This is a genomic window from Agrobacterium sp. S7/73 (assembly GCF_019355535.1).
Lineage (GTDB): Bacteria > Pseudomonadota > Alphaproteobacteria > Rhizobiales > Rhizobiaceae > Agrobacterium > Agrobacterium tumefaciens.
The window spans coordinates 650,250-666,513 of record NZ_CP072136.1 but is presented as its reverse complement, the minus strand read 5'-3'; the positions used below and the strand labels follow the sequence as shown (position 1 = coordinate 666,513).

The 16,264-nt window shown below is 58.5% G+C and carries 17 protein-coding genes; 10 read left to right on the top strand and 7 right to left on the bottom strand.

The genetic code is table 11. The features are described from left to right. Window positions 1-112 precede the first annotated feature (112 nt). From J5276_RS03050 to J5276_RS03030, 5 genes are all read left to right on the top strand, one after another. Window positions 113-724: a 50S ribosomal protein L25/general stress protein Ctc gene (locus J5276_RS03050; RefSeq protein WP_003513485.1), complete on the top strand. Its 612-nt coding sequence runs from the start codon at window positions 113-115 to the stop codon at window positions 722-724. A 306-nt stretch (window positions 725-1,030) separates the two neighbouring features. Continuing rightward, complete coding sequence (locus J5276_RS03045; RefSeq protein ID WP_112154061.1) at window positions 1,031-3,415, top strand: EAL domain-containing protein; 2,385 nt, start codon at window positions 1,031-1,033, stop codon at window positions 3,413-3,415. A gap of 16 nt (window positions 3,416-3,431) precedes the next feature. Next, complete coding sequence (locus J5276_RS03040; RefSeq protein ID WP_013636596.1) at window positions 3,432-4,145, top strand: ABC transporter substrate-binding protein; 714 nt, start codon at window positions 3,432-3,434, stop codon at window positions 4,143-4,145. A gap of 101 nt (window positions 4,146-4,246) precedes the next feature. Next, window positions 4,247-4,963 (top strand): aminoacyl-tRNA hydrolase, encoded by a 717-nt coding sequence (pth, locus tag J5276_RS03035; protein WP_003513491.1) that lies wholly within the window; start codon window positions 4,247-4,249, stop codon window positions 4,961-4,963. 6 nt (window positions 4,964-4,969) lie between these two features. Continuing rightward, window positions 4,970-5,422: a GNAT family N-acetyltransferase gene (locus J5276_RS03030; RefSeq protein ID WP_065702310.1), complete on the top strand. Its 453-nt coding sequence runs from the start codon at window positions 4,970-4,972 to the stop codon at window positions 5,420-5,422. A gap of 11 nt (window positions 5,423-5,433) precedes the next feature. On the opposite strand, the gene clpS is transcribed toward J5276_RS03030, so the two are convergent. Continuing rightward, window positions 5,434-5,745, bottom strand: coding sequence for an ATP-dependent Clp protease adapter ClpS (clpS, locus tag J5276_RS03025; protein WP_003513495.1), 312 nt, complete (start codon window positions 5,743-5,745; stop codon window positions 5,434-5,436). Window positions 5,746-5,998: 253 nt separating this feature from the next. On the opposite strand from clpS, the gene ychF reads away from it, so the two are divergent. The 4 genes from ychF (at window position 5,999) to J5276_RS03005 (ending at window position 9,060) form a co-directional block, all read left to right on the top strand. Beyond that, the gene (gene ychF, locus J5276_RS03020; RefSeq protein WP_003513497.1) at window positions 5,999-7,102 is read left to right on the top strand and encodes a redox-regulated ATPase YchF; all 1,104 of its coding nucleotides are present in this window, start codon (window positions 5,999-6,001) and stop codon (window positions 7,100-7,102) included. A 321-nt stretch (window positions 7,103-7,423) separates the two neighbouring features. Next, window positions 7,424-7,897 (top strand): MaoC family dehydratase, encoded by a 474-nt coding sequence (locus J5276_RS03015; protein WP_025594153.1) that lies wholly within the window; start codon window positions 7,424-7,426, stop codon window positions 7,895-7,897. Next, the gene (locus tag J5276_RS03010) at window positions 7,894-8,361 is read left to right on the top strand and encodes a MaoC family dehydratase (protein ID WP_003513502.1); all 468 of its coding nucleotides are present in this window, start codon (window positions 7,894-7,896) and stop codon (window positions 8,359-8,361) included. The genes J5276_RS03015 and J5276_RS03010 overlap by 4 nt, the downstream gene beginning before the upstream one ends. Before the next feature lie 63 nt (window positions 8,362-8,424). After that, on the top strand, window positions 8,425-9,060 hold the full coding sequence (locus J5276_RS03005; RefSeq protein WP_112178845.1) for a bifunctional 2-polyprenyl-6-hydroxyphenol methylase/3-demethylubiquinol 3-O-methyltransferase UbiG: 636 nt from the start codon (window positions 8,425-8,427) through the stop codon (window positions 9,058-9,060). Between the two features lie 13 nt (window positions 9,061-9,073). On the opposite strand, the gene J5276_RS03000 is transcribed toward J5276_RS03005, so the two are convergent. The 5 genes from J5276_RS03000 to petA all read right to left on the bottom strand — a co-directional run bounded on the left by J5276_RS03000 (window position 9,074) and on the right by petA (window position 12,962). Then, window positions 9,074-9,616, bottom strand: coding sequence for an adenine phosphoribosyltransferase (locus tag J5276_RS03000; protein WP_019565208.1), 543 nt, complete (start codon window positions 9,614-9,616; stop codon window positions 9,074-9,076). 90 nt (window positions 9,617-9,706) lie between these two features. After that, on the bottom strand, window positions 9,707-10,099 hold the full coding sequence (locus J5276_RS02995) for a GFA family protein (RefSeq protein ID WP_065662222.1): 393 nt from the start codon (window positions 10,097-10,099) through the stop codon (window positions 9,707-9,709). A 79-nt stretch (window positions 10,100-10,178) separates the two neighbouring features. Then, window positions 10,179-11,063 (bottom strand): cytochrome c1, encoded by an 885-nt coding sequence (locus tag J5276_RS02990; protein ID WP_003513510.1) that lies wholly within the window; start codon window positions 11,061-11,063, stop codon window positions 10,179-10,181. 22 nt (window positions 11,064-11,085) lie between these two features. Next, complete coding sequence (locus J5276_RS02985) at window positions 11,086-12,369, bottom strand: cytochrome b N-terminal domain-containing protein (protein ID WP_019565206.1); 1,284 nt, start codon at window positions 12,367-12,369, stop codon at window positions 11,086-11,088. Between the two features lie 14 nt (window positions 12,370-12,383). Then, a complete protein-coding gene (gene petA, locus J5276_RS02980; protein WP_003513514.1) occupies window positions 12,384-12,962 on the bottom strand; it encodes a ubiquinol-cytochrome c reductase iron-sulfur subunit in 579 nt (192 codons plus the stop codon). Between the two features lie 310 nt (window positions 12,963-13,272). Here petA and J5276_RS02975 point away from each other — a divergent pair, with 310 nt between their 5' ends. Further along, on the top strand, window positions 13,273-14,205 hold the full coding sequence (locus J5276_RS02975) for an endonuclease/exonuclease/phosphatase family protein (RefSeq protein ID WP_174005742.1): 933 nt from the start codon (window positions 13,273-13,275) through the stop codon (window positions 14,203-14,205). 13 nt (window positions 14,206-14,218) lie between these two features. Here J5276_RS02975 and J5276_RS02970 read toward each other — a convergent pair whose 3' ends face one another. After that, a complete protein-coding gene (locus tag J5276_RS02970) occupies window positions 14,219-16,195 on the bottom strand; it encodes an ABC transporter ATP-binding protein (RefSeq protein WP_162647807.1) in 1,977 nt (658 codons plus the stop codon). Window positions 16,196-16,264: the final 69 nt, after the last annotated feature.

Genomic DNA, 16,264 nt, shown 5'->3' with positions numbered 1-16,264 from the left:
GCCCGCACCCGTGTAGACACCCTTGGAGGCAACGCGGGCGAGATGGCTTTTAGCCTCTCCAGTTCAGCGCCCGCGGGCATGAACTCTCCATATAACCTCGAAAGGAATTGCCATGAGCAAAGAATCGTATGAGCTCAAGGCCGAGGCGCGCGAACGAGTTGGTAAGGGGTCCTCTCGTGAACTTCGCCGCAACGGTTTGATTCCCGCTGTCATCTATGGTGACAAGCAGGCCCCCATTTCCATCGCTCTGTCGACCAACGAAGTAACCAAGCGTATCCACGCTGGCGGCTTCATGACGACTGTGGCGGTAATCGACGTCGACGGCAAGAAGATCAAGGTCCTGCCGAAGGACTACCAGCTTGATCCGGTCCGCGACTTCACCATGCACGTCGACTTCCTGCGCGTTTCGGGCAACACGCTCGTCAACGTTGAAGTTCCGGTTCACTTCGAAAACGAAGAAAAGTCGGAAATCAAGATCGGCGGCGTTCTGAACATCGTTCGCCACACGGTGGAATTCCACTGCCCGGCCAACGACATTCCGGAATTCATCACGGTTGATCTCTCCGGCCTGAAGATCGGCGACAGCGTTCACATTTCGAATGTGAAGCTGCCGAAGAACATCACGCCTGTAATCGCCGACCGTGACTTCACGATCGCAACGATCGTTGCTCCGGCTGGCGGCGTTGCTGAAGAAGAAGAAGAAGCCGGCGAAGCTTCTGAATAATAATCTGCGGCCGTAAGGCCAGATAGATTTGAGCTAAAAGGCCCGTTCCGTTTTTCGGAACGGGCCTTTTAGTTTTTATGAACTTTAAAAGCAAAAACCTCTCGCCGCGTGCAGGATGCCGGTCCCGTTTCAGCGTGAATTAACAATTCCATGAAACGATGCCCATTGCGTTATCGTGAAAACACCGGACGGGTTGAAGAAATACAGTGAGGATACAAGGCCGTTGCCGAAAACCTCAAGGATGTCTCTCCGGGCGGGGCGGAAACGGGGCGCAGTTATCTGGGGTAGAGGGTACTGCAATAGAACATGGCTCATTCCGTCGAAAGTCGCTTTATCGCGATTGTTTCCGGTGCACTTCTCACAGTGGTCGCCCCGCTTTTCACCCTTTTGCTGACCCTCTCCTATCACGAGGCTATCCGTAGCCAGCGCAATCACCTTGAGATTCTGCTGTCAACCAATGCGCAGGCGCTTGCCCGCCCGCTATGGGATCTCGACGACGACACCATAAATCAGATTACCGGCACCCTCGTCTCCGACCCCGTGATCCGCATGGTCGAGGTCAAGGATACCTCTGGCCAGCTGAACATCATCCAGACGGCCGGCAGCGACATCATTCAGGATGCAGCCTCCACGACCCGCGAAGTGACCTACAAAACCACAAACGGTGTTGTCACCGTCGGGCAACTGACAGTCTATTACGACGATATCGGTCTTCTGACCTCTCTCAGCCGCACCGAACTGGCGTTCATCACAATTTTCATTCTCGCCATTCTCACCACCGTTCTTGCGGCCATCGCCGGCAACCGCTTCATGGTCATCCGTCCGCTGATGCGGCTGGCGGCAGCGATAGAAGCGACACGCCGCGTCGGCTCCCGCCACCATGTCGACTGGCGCTCGAAGGACGAGATCGGCAGGCTGGCAAAAAGCTTCAACGAAATGCAGACCCAGCTTGAAAAGGAAGAGCTGGAAATCAAGCATGCCCATGAGCGGAAGACGGAAATCTACAATCGCACACCCGCCATGTTGTTCTCGCTTGACAGATACGACCGGATTGCCGCGGTCAGCGACTATTGGGTGCAGGCGACCGGTTATGATCGGGCCAGAATACTCGGCCTGAATTTCGCCGACCTCATCCACCCGGATGACCGGTCCCTTTTCCTGCAGCGCAAGGCGGCGCAACATTCGCACGACGCCGCACAGGCGGGTATCACGGTGCGTTTTCATTGCATGGATGGCAGCGTTATGGACGCCCTCATCCTTGAAAAAGCCCTTGATTCCGGCAACGCACATCAGGGCACATATCTCTGCGTCATGACTGACGTGACAGAGTTGCGCCAGTCGGAAAAGCGCAACCGCCAGCAGGCTATTTCCGACCATTTGACCGGCCTCTTCAATCGCCAGGGTTTCGAGGCTATTCTCGACGTGCAGATCCGTGACGCCGACAGGAACGGCAGCGAACTGGCATGCCTTTTCATAGACCTCGACCGGTTCAAGGCCATCAACGACAATCTCGGCCATGCGGCGGGCGATGCGGTTCTGCGGGAATTCACGCTGAAAATCGAACCACTGCTGACACCGCTGGACAGCGCGTCGCGTCTGGGCGGCGACGAATTCGCCATTCTGCTTGCCGGCGACAAGGTGGAGGAGCGCGCCCAGCTGTTCTGCGAGCGGATTTGCACCATGCTGGACACGCCCTTCGAGATCGAAGGCAACAGCATCCGTCTCAGCGCCAGCATCGGCATGGCGATCTACCCGCTGCATGCCGTAAGCGCATCCGAACTTTTGCAGAATGCCGACATGGCCATGTATACCCGCAAGAGAACGGGCAAGAATGGCTCGCAGATCTTCGACAGCTCGATCATGGACCGGGCGCGCGAACATGCGGAACTGGAACGGGATATCGCGCAGGCGCTTTCGGACAATTGGTTCGAGGCTTATTTCCAGCCGATTCAAGATCTTGCAACGGGCCAGACGGCGGGTTTCGAGGCACTGTTGCGTCTCAACCATCCGGACAAGGGATTGCTTTCTCCCGCCACGATCATCAGCCTTGCGGAAGAAAACGGCACCATCCATCGCATCGGCAATGTCATCCTCGACCAGTCAATCGCCAATCTGGCCAGACTGTCGCACCTGCCCGGCATGGAGCAATCCTATGTGGCGGTGAATTTTTCGCCGCTGCAGTTCGAACCGGGATTGCCGACCCGTATCGCCGGCGTCCTTCACCGCTACGGCATTCTCCCCAAACGGCTGATTATCGAGATAACCGAGGCGGTCATCATGAAGGACGATCCGCAAATCCGGGCGATCCTCAATGCCATTCACCAGCTGGGCTGCCGCATCGCGCTGGACGATTTTGGCACGGGTTATTCGTCGCTAAGCTATCTCAGCCGCTTTCCGGTCGACATCGTCAAGATCGATCAGTCCTTCACGCGCTCGATCTGCGACGACACGGTGGAGATAAGGCAGCGCAGCCGCATGCTGGTCGAGGGTATCGCCGCAATCTCACACAAGATGAATTGCTCCGTCATCGCCGAAGGCGTCGAGACGGAAGAGCAGAAGGAGCTTCTGACAGTGATAGGCGCGGATTACGGACAGGGCTATTATTTTGCGCGACCGCAGCCCATCGAACGGCTGATCGCTGCATTGAATGCGGATAACGGCGCAGACCGCGCCGCGGCGCGACAGGCGTAAACGGGTGGGAGCAACCATGGGATTGATCCGCTTTTGTCTGATCTTTCTTGCTCTTGCCGGCCCGGCCAGCGCAGCCAAGCTTTTCCTGACCACCGAGGTTTACCCACCTTATAATCTGCAAAACGACGACGGCAGCGTGGCGGGCGTTTATATCGACCAGCTCAGGATCGTACTTGAGGATACCGGCACCGATTACGAGGTTGCCGTCATGCCCTGGGCGCGGGCGATCGCATTGGCCACAACGAAGGCCATGCATTGCGTCTTTGCCACGGCGAGAACGCCCGAACGCGAAAAGCTTTTCAAATGGGTCTCACCGATCCATAGCGACCGCAACATCCTCGTGGCGCGCCAGAATGCGGATATCAACGTCTCCAGTCTGGAAGACGCGAGAAAATACCGGGTCGGCACCCAGCGTGGCGACTACACCGAGGTCCTTCTTGGCAACCTCGGTTTCGAGCATGTGGATGTCGGTGCTGATTTCCAGATCACGCTTCACAAGCTGAACGCAGGCCGCATCGACCTGATGCCCATGTCGGAAAGCACTTTCAAAAGCCAACCCCCAGGCAAGTTCAGGGAAGTGATAACGCTGGCGCGGCAACAGCTGGGTCTTGCCTGCAACAAAAGCGTTCCAGACGAGGTCATTGCAAAATTGCAGGCGCGCCTGGACAGACTGATCGCCGATGGAACGCAACAGAGCATATTCGACCGCTACAAACTCGTCAGCCCTTGAGCGCCCGCTCGCGACATCAAAAAATCCATAAAAAGATTGACAGCCGGAACATTTCGGGGTGGTGACAACAGCATCGTCAGGCAAAAAAGCGGACATGCCCCATGAAGATCATCGCAGGCCTTGGTAACCCCGGCGCCCAATATGCGGGAAACCGTCACAACATCGGCTTCATGGCCGTGGATGCGCTGCAGCGCCTGCCTTCCTTCTCGCCCTGGGCGCGGAAATTCAAGGCGGAGATTTCCGAAGGCGAAATAGGCGGTGAGAAGGTTCTGCTGATGAAGCCCCTCACCTACATGAACCTGTCGGGTGAATCCGTCGGCGAGGCCATGCGTTTCTTCAAGCTTGCACCGGCAGACATTATCGTCATCCATGATGAACTCGATTTGCTTGCAGGCCGCGCGCGCATCAAGACCGGCGGCGGCCATGGCGGCCATAATGGCCTGAAATCGATCGACGCCCATTGCGGCAAGGAATACCGCCGCCTGCGTCTCGGCATCGGCCATCCCGGCGACAAGGAGCGGGTGCATGGCCACGTTCTCGGTGATTTCGCCAAGACCGACCGGGTCTGGCTCGATCCGCTGCTGGACGCCATTGCCGACAATGCCGCGATGCTGGTGAAATCAGAGGATTCGCAGCTGATGAACAAGCTGGCGCTTGCCACCGGCAGCAAGCCGGAAACGGAAAAACCGGCCAAGGCGGCCAAGCCCGCCGCGCAATCCCACATCCATCAGGCGCGCAACAACGCCCAACCGAAAAAACTGCCGGAAACCGGGCCGATGGCGGAGATGCTGAAGCGGATGTTCGGCAAGAAGGATTGAGCGCAGATGTCTTCAGAGACCATGAGCCTTCGCAAAGCTGGCCCGGACGATCTGCCGAAACTGCTCGAACTTTACCAGGCGCTGAACCCTTCGGACCCGCAACTGACGACGCAAGAGGCAAGCACGGTTTTCGCCGCCATGCTCGGCCAACCCGGCCTCACCGTGTTCTTTGCCATGGAAGACCAGGAACCCGTTGCAACCGCCACGCTTCTCGTCATCCCGAACCTGACGCGCGCTGCCCGTCCCTATGCCTTCATCGAAAATGTGGTGACGCTGGAAAGCCGTCGCGGCCGGGGATATGGCCGCGCAGTCGTGCGCCAAGCCATCGAGACCGCCTTTGCCGCAAATTGCTACAAGGTGATGCTGCTGACCGGCCGGCAGCGTCCTGAGGTGCATGCCTTCTACGAAAACTGCGGTTTCATTCAGAACAAGACGGGTTTTCAGATCCGGCGGGATTGAGCATAAAACCGTCACTCCTCCGGCTCGGTGGTGAACATCAGCGGAAACCCGGCCTCCTTGCCAAGATCGTTCGCCTCCTTGGCCTTGGTCTCGGCAATGTCGCGCTCGCAGACAACGACGACCGCGCTCCCGAAGCGATGCGCCGTCATCATCACCCGGTGGCCGGTGTCCTCGCCCATGTGGAAGACGACCTTCAATACCAGGGTGACGAAGTCGCGCGGCGTATAGTCGTCATTCAGCAGAATGACCTTGTAGAGCTTAGGCCGCTCCAGCTTCGGTTTGACTTTCGGTTTCGGTTTGAGATCAACAGGACTGTCACTCATCATTGTCGCCCGTGATTGTCACTCAATTGTAGCCCATGGGGAAAATCCCCGTTGATGACGAAAGATCGGTTGCTCGACCGGCGCATATTGCGCCGCAACCGCAGCATCGACAACCCCGGCCCCGCACTCGCGCAAAATTCCGCTCCATTCGCGGGGCTTTGCCCGCCCAAATCGGCCCCCGGGCTTGACCTTGCCCTGCCCTTTCCGCAAAAGGCTCCTCAACGAATTCTTTCAAACGGACAGGTTTCAAGCCATGGGCTTCAAATGCGGTATCGTCGGGCTGCCGAATGTCGGCAAGTCCACCCTCTTCAACGCGCTGACGAAAACGGCGGCCGCGCAGGCCGCCAACTATCCCTTCTGCACCATCGAGCCCAACACCGGCGAAGTTGCCGTGCCGGACCCCCGCATGCAGCAGCTCGCGGCCATTGCCGGATCGAAGGAAATCATTCCGACCCGCATTTCCTTCGTGGACATTGCCGGCCTGGTGCGCGGCGCATCGAAGGGTGAAGGTCTCGGCAACAAGTTCCTCGCTAATATCCGCGAAGTCGATGCCGTCGTGCATGTGCTTCGCTGCTTCGAGGACGACGACATCACCCATGTGGAAGGCCGCATCAATCCGGTTGGCGATGCCGACACGATCGAGACGGAATTGATGCTCGCCGACCTCGAAAGCCTGGAACGCCGTGTCGAGCAGACGCGCAAGCGCGCCACCAGCAAGGACAAGGAATCCTTGGCCCAACTGCCGGTGATGGAAGCCGTAATTGCTCTGCTAAACGACGGAAAACCGGCACGTCTGCTTTTGAAGACACTGGCGGACGAGGAAATCGAAATCCTCAAGGGCCTCAATCTCCTGACGTCGCACCCGGTGCTTTATGTCTGCAACGTCTCTGAAGCCGACGCATCCACCGGCAACGAGCACACCGCGGCTGTCGCGGAGATGGCAAAGCAACAGGGCGCCGAATGCGTGATCATCTCGGCGGCGATCGAGGCCGAAGTCGCGCAGCTTCCGGCCGATGAAGCCGAAGAATTCCTCTCGGCCCTCGGGCTCACCGAAGCCGGTCTCGACCGGTTGATCCGCGCCGGCTATCACCTGCTCGACCTCATCACCTATTTCACCGTCGGCCCGAAGGAAACGCGCGCCTGGACGATCGTGCGCGGCACCAAAGCGCCCGCTGCCGCCGGCGTCATCCATACCGATTTCGAACGCGGCTTCATCCGCGCCTTTACCATCGCCTATGACGACTACATCGCCTACAAGGGCGAAGTTGGTGCCAAGGAAGCCGGCAAGGGACGCGACGAAGGCAAGGAATATGTCGTCCAGGACGGCGACGTCATCCACTTCCGCTTTAATACCTGATCTGGTCTTAAGCGCGGCGGCGGTCACATCGCGTCTTTTGACGCGCTGACCGAAGTGACACAGACCTGTGGCTTGTTTCTTCTCCCGGCGGGGGAAGATAGCCCGGAGGATCGGATGAGGAGGCAACGCTGGCGAATCTCACGACCCTTGCCCCTCATTCCGCTATCGCGGCCTTCTCCTCCACTGGGAGAAGGCAGCATGACGCACTCGCTCTCTCAACAGCATCTCCCTATGCCGCAAACGCACTCTCGATTTGACCTTTACGTAAAGGGAAAAATCATTTTAGATGCCGGTGACATCGACTAGGCAAGGGAGGAAGCCATGGCGCCGGTCGCGACATATGCCTATGAGGATTTTTCCGTTGGACGGGAATTTCCCCTGGGACCGCAATCGATTTCTGCAGCACAAATCATCGAATTCGCCAGCGAGTTCGATCCTCAGCCCATGCATCTGTCCGAAGAGGCTGGCCGCCAGAGCATTCTCGGCGGGCTGGCGGCATCCGGCTGGCACACCTGCGCCCTGCTGATGCGAATGATGGCGGAGAGCTATATCAGCAATTCGACATCGCAAGGCAGCCCCGGCATCGATTATGTCGACTGGAAAAAGCCGGTTCTGGCTGGCGATACGCTTTCGGGAAAATCCATTGTTCTGGAACAGCGCACCTCCAGCTCACGCCCCGGCATCGGCCTCGTGAAGTTTCGCCATGAGCTTTATAACCAGCGCGGCGTTCTGGTATCGCACGGCGAAAACACCGTGATGTTCCTGATGCGTGCGGACGGAGGCCTTGCGGCATGAGACTGGCAGAACTTTCCCCGATCGGCGAACGCGTCACCCTCGACACATTGCATTTTTCCGCCGAAGACATTGTTCGTTTCGCCCGCGATTTCGATCCGCAGCCCTTTCATCTCGATGCCGAAGCGGCGAAAAACAGCGTCTTCGGAGCGCTCTGCGCTTCCGGTTGGCACACCGGCGCTGGCTGGATGAAATGTTTCCTTTCCCATTGGGGCAAGGAAGTGAAGAGGCTGAAACAACTTGGCCTTGAACCGCCGAAACTTGGCCCCTCCCCCGGCTTTCGTGAACTCAAATGGAAAAAGCCGGTTTTCGCCGGAGACGACGTGACCTATTTCGTCACCTTGCTCGATGCCCGACCGCTGGAATCAAGAGCCGGGGTTTGGCTGAACACCACCTTCAACGAGGGCGTGAACCAGTCCGGAGAAACCGTGATGACCTTCCAGAGCGGGGTTCTGGAGTTCGAATAGCGGCTGGCCGAGACAGCCCGCGCGCGATACCCTCGGAATCGGCGTCGCGGCGGGAAGGCAAGAATGAACGATATCCTACAGGGTTATGCTGAAGCGGCAACGCCGGACCTGATTGCCAGGTTCGACGGACTGGATTGCCGGGAAATCTACGCACCGGTCATCGATCTGTTGCCGGTCACACCGGCCCGCGTCGCGGATATTGGCAGCGGCACCGGTCGCGATGCCGCTTGGTTTGCCGAATGCGGCCATGATGTTCTGGCGATAGAGCCGGTCAAGGAACTGCGTGAACCCGGAAAGAGATTGCACCTCTCGCACAAGATAACCTGGCTTGACGACTGTTTGCCCGATCTGATGAAAGCGCGCCGTCACGGCCCGTTCGATCTGGTTACGCTGTGCGGCGTCTGGCACCATATCGATGACGAGGCACGGCAGACCGCCATGGAAAGCCTCTCGGAGATGACGGCAGAGGGCGGATTGCTGATCATGTCCCTGCGTCACGGCCCCGCACCCGAAGGCCGCCGTGCTTTTCCCATTTCACCAGCGGAAACGACGGGTAATGCAGCCCGTCTGGGGTTCACGTTGATACGACAGGTAGAAGTTGCTTCCATTCAGGCGGGTAATCGCGCCATGGGCGTCCACTGGACATGGATCGCACTACGAAAGACCGGACAAAACACCGGCCTGTCGCAACAATCCTAGCCGGAAACCGGCCTCAATGGCCTGAAAACTCCACCAGTGTCCGCACTTCCACACCGAGGTCTTCCAGCTTCCTGCGGCCGCCGAGATCGGGCAGATCGATGACGAAGCAGGCCGAAACGATTTCCGCGCCCATCTGCCGCAAGAGTTTCACCGCACCTTCGGCGGTGCCGCCAGTCGCGATCAGGTCGTCGACCAGAATGACTTTTTCGCCCGGCTGCACGGCATCCACATGCATTTCCATTTCGTCGACACCATATTCAAGGCTGTAGGCCACGCGCACGGTGGTGTGCGGCAGCTTGCCTTTCTTGCGGATAGGCACGAAACCGGCGGAAAGCTGGTGCGCCACCGCTCCGCCCAGAATGAAGCCACGCGCTTCCATGCCGGCGATCTTGTCGATCTTCGTTCCCGCATAGGGCTGCACAAGCTCGTCCACGGCACGGCGGAAAGCGCGCGGATTGCCAAGCAGAGTCGTAATGTCCCTGAAGATGATGCCCGGCTTCGGATAGTCGGGAATGGAACGGATGGCAGCGGAAAGCTCCGAAGCGATAACGGTCATGGTATTTCCAGTTAGATTGGGAAATGGATCAGAAGGTTCGGGCCACCCTATCAACTTGGTGGCTGCGGACCAACTAAAAAGGACCGCCGCTCATTCCTGCCCCGACATTCCCTCGATCCGCGCCCAGACCGGGCATACATCCGCGAAGGAATGCGACAGAGGCCGTAGCGCCTCGTCATTTCTGTCGTCAAAAGAGCCGGAAACGAGGGCGACAGTCGGTACATCGTCGATGGCGCCGAGCGTGCTGCCGCAGACCGCGCAAAACGCGCGGCTGGAATAATCGGAAGACCGGAAAACCATGGGCGCACCGCCCTCTCCCGTCCAGACCACTGCATCGCTCGCAAACTCCACCCAGGCAAGGCTGGAAGCGCCGGAATGCCGCTGGCAGATATCGCAGGAGCAGCTGTGCGGATTGTCGGGTTCACCCGTGGCCTCGAAACGGACGGAACCGCACAGGCAGCCACCGCTCCGGACTTTCGCCATTTCTCATCCTCCTTCGACACATGAAAAGGCCCCCAGGGCAAGACCATGGGGGCCAATGATTGCGGGCATTTGGAGCCGGTCAATGTTCCTTGTTGGCGTAGACCGATTTCTTGGTGAGATAGATCAGCGCCGTGAAGATGAACAGGAACACCATGACCATGAAGCCGGTGCGCTTGCGTGCTTCCAGATGCGGTTCTGCGGCCCACATCAGGAAAGCGGACACGTCCTTGGAATATTGATCCACCGTCTGCGGCGCACCGTCGTCGTAAGTCACCTGATCGGCGCTGATCGGCGGCGCCATCTTCAGCGCCACGGCGCTGGCGAAATACGGGTTGAAATGCGTGCCTTCCGACACTTCAACGCCGGCGGGCGCGTCCTGGTATCCGGTCAGCAGCGCATGGATGTAGTCCGGGCCGCCTTCCTGATAACCGCCGATGATCGGAATCATGTCGATGACGAATTGCGGGAAGCCACGCTCCACGCCGCGCGCCTTGGCAAGCAGCGACATGTCCGGTGGTGCAGCTCCACCATTGGCAGCAGCAGCCGCTTCGTGGTTCGGGAATGGCGAGGGGAAATGGTCGGAAGGCACAGCCTTGCGATTATACATTTCGCCGTCGGCGTTCGGCCCGTCCTGCACTTCATATTCCGCAGCAAAGGCCTTCACCTGCTCTTCCGAATAACCGAGATCGCCCAGCGTGCGGAAGGAAACGAGGCTCATCGAATGGCAGGCAGAGCAGACTTCCTTGTAGACCTTCAGGCCGCGCTGCAGCTGGCCCTTGTCGTATTTGCCGAAGGGTCCAGCAAAAGACCAGCTCTGCTCCTCGGGCTTGATGACCGGGAAGTGACCGCCGGCGATCGCATGCTCGGTCTTGGTGGCGAGATCGTGGCTCTCCTCCGCCGCAAAAGCGGCGGCGGAACAGCCGATGGCAGCGATAAGCGCGATGCTCGTTACAAGCTTCTTCATTGTCGTCATCCTTCCTTCGCGCTCAGACTTGGGCGGCCGCTGGCGCGGCAGTCTTCTTGGCGGCGTTCTTTTCCAGAACGGCCTCGGTAATCGAATTCGGAATACGCCGCGGCGTTTCGACCAGACCGAGGATCGGCATGATGACGAGGAAGAAACCGAAGTAATAAAGCGTGCCGATCTGCGACATGATGACATAAAGGCCTTCCGCCGGACGCGAACCCAGCCAGCCGAGCAGGATGGCGTTGACCACGAACAGCCAGAAGAACAGCTTGTACCAGGGACGATAGACGGCGGAGCGAACCTTCGACGTATCGAGCCAGGGCAGGAAGAACAGCACGATGATTGCGCCGAACATGACGAGAACGCCACCGAGCTTGGAATCGATCGGCCCGATATTGAAGGTGATGGCGCGCAGCATCGCGTAGAACGGCAGATAGTACCATTCGGGCACGATATGCGCCGGTGTCTTCAACGGATCCGCCATGATGTAGTTATCAGGGTGTCCGAGGAAGTTCGGCATGTAGAAGACGAACCACGCATAAGCGATGAGGAACACCGAAACGCCGAGTGCATCCTTCAACGTCGCATATGGCGTGAAGGGTACCGTATCGGTCTTGCTCTTCACTTCCACACCGGTCGGATTGGTCTGGCCGGTCACATGCAGCGCCCAGATATGCAGGATGACGACACCCGCTATCATGAACGGCAGCAGGTAGTGGAGCGCGAAGAAGCGGTTGAGCGTCGGATTGTCCACCGCAAAGCCGCCGAGCAGGAACTGCTGAATCCACTCACCTATGCCCGGGAAAGCCGAGAAGAAGCCGGTGATAACAGTTGCACCCCAGAAGGACATCTGGCCCCACGGCAGCACGTAGCCCATGAAGCCCGTCGCCATCATCAGGAGGTAGATCACGCAGCCGAGAATCCAGAGGATTTCGCGTGGCGCCTTATAGGAGCCGTAATAAAGTCCACGGGCGATGTGCAGGTAAACCGCGATGAAGAAGAACGACGCACCGTTGGCGTGCATGTAGCGCAACAGCCAGCCGTGGTTGACGTCGCGCATGATCTTTTCGACGGAATTGAAGGCAACCGTCGTTTCAGCGGCGTAATGCATGGCAAGCACGACGCCGGTGAGGATCTGCACGATCAGCATGACAGCCAGCATCGCGCCGAATGTGTAGGCGTAGTTCAGATTACGCGGGACAGGATAGGCAACGAAGCTGTCATAGATCATGCGCGGCAAGGGAAGCCGCGAATCGATCCACCTCTCGATGCCGGTGGACGGCTGATAACTGGAATGACCACTCATAAATATCTGTCCCCTTATCCGATCTTGATCACGGTATCGGATGTGAATGCAAATGTCGGGATGGCGAGGTTCTGCGGCGCCGGACCCTTACGTATGCGGCCCGCCGTATCGTAATGCGAGCCATGGCAGGGACAGAACCAACCGCCGAAATCGCCGGCCTGGCCGAGCGGAACGCAACCGAGATGGGTGCAGGAACCGATCATGACGATCCAGTTTTCTTTGCCCTGACCGGCGGAACGGTCAATGTCCGTCGCCTGCGCGTCGGGGGCAATGTTGGCGTTGCGCGCCACCGGATCCTTGAGATCGGCAAGAGCGACCGCATTGGCTTCGCCGATTTCCTTTTCCGTGCGGTTACGGATGAAAATCGGCTTGCCGCGCCACTTCACGGTCAGCGACATGCCCGGCTCGACCGCCGCGACGTTCACCTCGATGGAGGCAAGCGCCAGCGTCGATGCGTCTGGACGCATCTGGTCGATAAAAGGCCATGCCACTGCGGCGGCACCAACGGCGCCCGTCATTCCGGTTACTAGATAAAGAAAATCGCGACGGGTCGGTTCACCCGAGGCGTCGTGATTGGTTACGTGCTCGCTCACCGCTACACCATCCTCTGCGCTGTTTTTGCCGTAAATCGCATGAGTCCTCCCGCTATGATTTGATCCAAGACAATCTCCGTCCCACCGTCTCGGTCATCCTCGCGGCGTTTGAGAAACCGCGTCATTCTGTTTGATCGCAAAATATTGACTGACTTGGCAAGAGCAAAGCACACAAAGCTGCCGTAATTCTGCCAGAAGGGGCGGATTTGTTTCTCATTTTTTCCTAAGCCCCGGCAAGCGGGCAACATTGTGCCCACCCTTGCGGCATGTTACGAGACATCAAGGGAGAGCTTGGAAAGCAGGGATTCGGATGACGGCGAAGCTCTCGTGCATGGTCTCCACGGTCGTGGCTGCCGTACTTTTCATCGCCAGCCTGCGTTATGTGACGGATTTCTGGCTTTTAGCCTTCGTCACAAGTTTCCAGCTTAACATCGCCTTCGTCTGTATCCTGGTGTCATGCCTGGTATTTTGGCTGACGCGTGACGCGATTTCCGCTTTCCTCATCATCTGGTCGCTTGCACTCGCCATCCACGCCGTCGCCATGCTCGTGGAATTCTCGACAAGCGCCAATGCGGCACCTGGCGCCAGACCCTTCCGGCTATTGTCCTTCAACGTATTGATGGATAACGCCGCCAATGCGGATGCGATTGCCGACAGGATTCTCGAATCAGACGCGGATGCTGTCTATCTGTTCGAGGCGGCTGCGCTGGAATCGGTTCTGCCGCGTCTGCAGCAAACCTACCCCCACAGGCTCGGTTGTTATGCCGGAACACCGACCTGTGATCTTTTGATCCTGTCGAAGCGGCCGCTGCTGGAGGGCCGTTTCCATAGCCTCAGCGATCTGCGCCGCGACCGTTTCGCCATCGCCAGCATCGAGTTCGACGGCACGAAGCTGACGCTCGCTGCAGGTCACATCACCAAACCCTATTTCGACGACTATCACCGGGACGAGCTGGACGAAGTCAGCGAAATTCTCTTTCGTGTCACCGGGCCGCTCATTCTGGCCGGAGATTTCAATTCGGCCAGCATCGCTCCCGACATGCGCGACTTCCTCGCCGCCAACGACCTGAAGAAAGCGCCATGGGAACCCGCCACATGGCCGACGAAGGCAGGTCGCTTCGGCATCGCCATCGACCATATCTTCGCCCGCGAACCGGCCACGCTCTTGAAAACCACCCGTCTGCCCGACAGCCTCGGTTCCAATCATTTCGGCCTGATGGCGGATTTCATGATCGGGAAATAGCTGGCGACAGGCCCTATTGGGCCGCCTCGTCCACAGCAAGGAAGCCGCCCGACTGTCGCGCCCAGAGTTCCGAATAAAGTCTGCCCTGCGAGACGAGATCTGAATGGCTGCCCTGCTCGACGATGCGGCCCTGATCCATGACGATCAGCCGGTCGAGAGCAGCAATTGTTGAAAGACGGTGGGCGATGGCCAGCACTGTCTTGCCCTGCATCAACTCATCCAGATTGCTCTGGATCGCCGCTTCTACTTCCGAATCAAGCGCAGACGTCGCCTCGTCGAGGACGAGGATCGGCGCATCCTTCAGCATCACGCGGGCAATGGCGATGCGCTGGCGCTGGCCTCCGGACAATTTCACGCCACGTTCGCCGACATGCGCGTCGAAACCCGTTCGGCCGCGCTGGTCTTCCAGCCGTGCAATGAACTCATCCGCCTTGGCCCGGCGCGTCGCCTCCAGCAATTGCGCTTCGGTGGCATCCGTGCGCCCGAACATGATGTTGTCTCTGATAGAACGGTGCAGCAGCGACGTATCCTGCGTGACCATGCCGATATGGGCGCGCAGTGATTCCTGGGTGACCTTGGCTATATCCTGCCCATCAATGAGGATGCGGCCTTTCTCGACACCGTAAAACCGCAGCAGCAGATTGACGAGGGTGGATTTGCCCGCGCCGGAGCGTCCGACGATGCCGACCTTCTCCCCCGCCTTGATATCGAGATTAAGATTGTCGATGACCCCGTTCGCCCGCCCATAATGGAAGCTGACGTTTTCGAAGCGGATACTTGGACTTTTCACGTCCAGCACTGTCGCATCCGGCGCGTCCACAAGGCCGATCGGCTGCGAAATCAGTTCCGCCGCATTCTGCACCGTGCCGAAATTGCGCATGATGCCGTTGAACTGCGTCATCAATCGCCCGAGCAGGAAGTTGAGGCGCAGAACCAGTGCCAGCGTGAAGGCGACAGCGCCGGAACTGATCTTGCCGGACAGCCAAAGGTCGATACACAGCGCCGCCATCGACGTGATCATCACACCAGACAGCAGCGCCATCGAGGCGCGCACACCGGTGATGAACCGCGTGAACGTCATCGTTGCGTTCTGGAAGATATCGAAGCCCTGCCGCATGTAGCGGTCATTGGCATCGTCGCGCCCGAACAGCCTGAGCGTCTGGATATTGCTGTATGCATCCACCATCCGGCCGGAAAGCATGGAGGCTGCCTCCGCCGTTTCTTTCGAATGGGAGCGGATGCGCGGCACGAAATAACGCGCCAGCAGCGAGAAGATCAGCACCCAGACGAGGACGACGACGGCAAGCCGCCAGTCCAGTCCGCCGATCAGCAGCAGCATCGAGACGGAGTAGATGCCGACGAACCAGACGCTTTCCATCAGCGAGGTGACAAGATCGCCTGCCGCCTGCCCGCCCGACCAGACCTTGGTAACGATGCGGCCGGAAAAATCGTTCTGGAAAAAAGTCAGCGATTGCCGCGCCACATGCATATAGGATTGCCAGCGCACCAAATTGTAAAAGCCGGGCGTGATGATCTGTTGGTCCACCAGCGCGGTTACCATGGTGACGATAAAACGCACGATGCCGATCAACACCAGCATGCCGACGAGTTCGCCGCCATGGGCTGCCAGCAGTCCAGCCCAGCCCTCTTCCGGCTTGACGGTTGAGAGAATGTCGACCAGCCGCCCGACGAACCAGAAAAGCGCAGCCTCAATGGCAGCCGTCAACCCGCCCAGCACCAGCATGGCAAGAAACGGCGCCTTGGCCTGCGAGATATAGAACCAGATGAAACCGGACGTCTTTTCCGGCGGCCGCAAATCGTCCTTGCGGGCGAAGGGCTTTATCCAGTTCTCGAAAAACTCGAAGATGCGGGTAATGACCATGATCCGGATATAGGCGGATTCCCGGAGCGGGAACAGCCGCAGAGCGTTCGGGAAGAGATTATATTTAGGTAACGTTCGGGAAATGAAAAAGGGCGAAGAATGTTCCACCGGGCTCTGGATAGATCCACCTGGATTTTGCGCACTCGCAGCATCCTCACTCCGTCACCAAGGACTAGA

Coding starts and splice junctions, on each gene's coding strand:
- J5276_RS02995 (WP_065662222.1), bottom strand. CDS start 10,099: ATGGCGAAAGTCCGGAGCGGTGGCTGCCTGTGCGGTTCCGTCCGTTTC.
- J5276_RS03030 (WP_065702310.1), top strand. CDS start 4,970: ATGTCTTCAGAGACCATGAGCCTTCGCAAAGCTGGCCCGGACGATCTG.
- J5276_RS03005 (WP_112178845.1), top strand. CDS start 8,425: ATGAACGATATCCTACAGGGTTATGCTGAAGCGGCAACGCCGGACCTG.
- clpS (WP_003513495.1), bottom strand. CDS start 5,745: ATGAGTGACAGTCCTGTTGATCTCAAACCGAAACCGAAAGTCAAACCG.
- ychF (WP_003513497.1), top strand. CDS start 5,999: ATGGGCTTCAAATGCGGTATCGTCGGGCTGCCGAATGTCGGCAAGTCC.
- J5276_RS03000 (WP_019565208.1), bottom strand. CDS start 9,616: ATGACCGTTATCGCTTCGGAGCTTTCCGCTGCCATCCGTTCCATTCCC.
- J5276_RS03040 (WP_013636596.1), top strand. CDS start 3,432: ATGGGATTGATCCGCTTTTGTCTGATCTTTCTTGCTCTTGCCGGCCCG.
- J5276_RS03015 (WP_025594153.1), top strand. CDS start 7,424: ATGGCGCCGGTCGCGACATATGCCTATGAGGATTTTTCCGTTGGACGG.
- pth (WP_003513491.1), top strand. CDS start 4,247: ATGAAGATCATCGCAGGCCTTGGTAACCCCGGCGCCCAATATGCGGGA.
- J5276_RS02975 (WP_174005742.1), top strand. CDS start 13,273: ATGACGGCGAAGCTCTCGTGCATGGTCTCCACGGTCGTGGCTGCCGTA.
- J5276_RS02990 (WP_003513510.1), bottom strand. CDS start 11,063: ATGAAGAAGCTTGTAACGAGCATCGCGCTTATCGCTGCCATCGGCTGT.
- J5276_RS02985 (WP_019565206.1), bottom strand. CDS start 12,369: ATGAGTGGTCATTCCAGTTATCAGCCGTCCACCGGCATCGAGAGGTGG.
- J5276_RS03050 (WP_003513485.1), top strand. CDS start 113: ATGAGCAAAGAATCGTATGAGCTCAAGGCCGAGGCGCGCGAACGAGTT.
- J5276_RS03045 (WP_112154061.1), top strand. CDS start 1,031: ATGGCTCATTCCGTCGAAAGTCGCTTTATCGCGATTGTTTCCGGTGCA.
- J5276_RS03010 (WP_003513502.1), top strand. CDS start 7,894: ATGAGACTGGCAGAACTTTCCCCGATCGGCGAACGCGTCACCCTCGAC.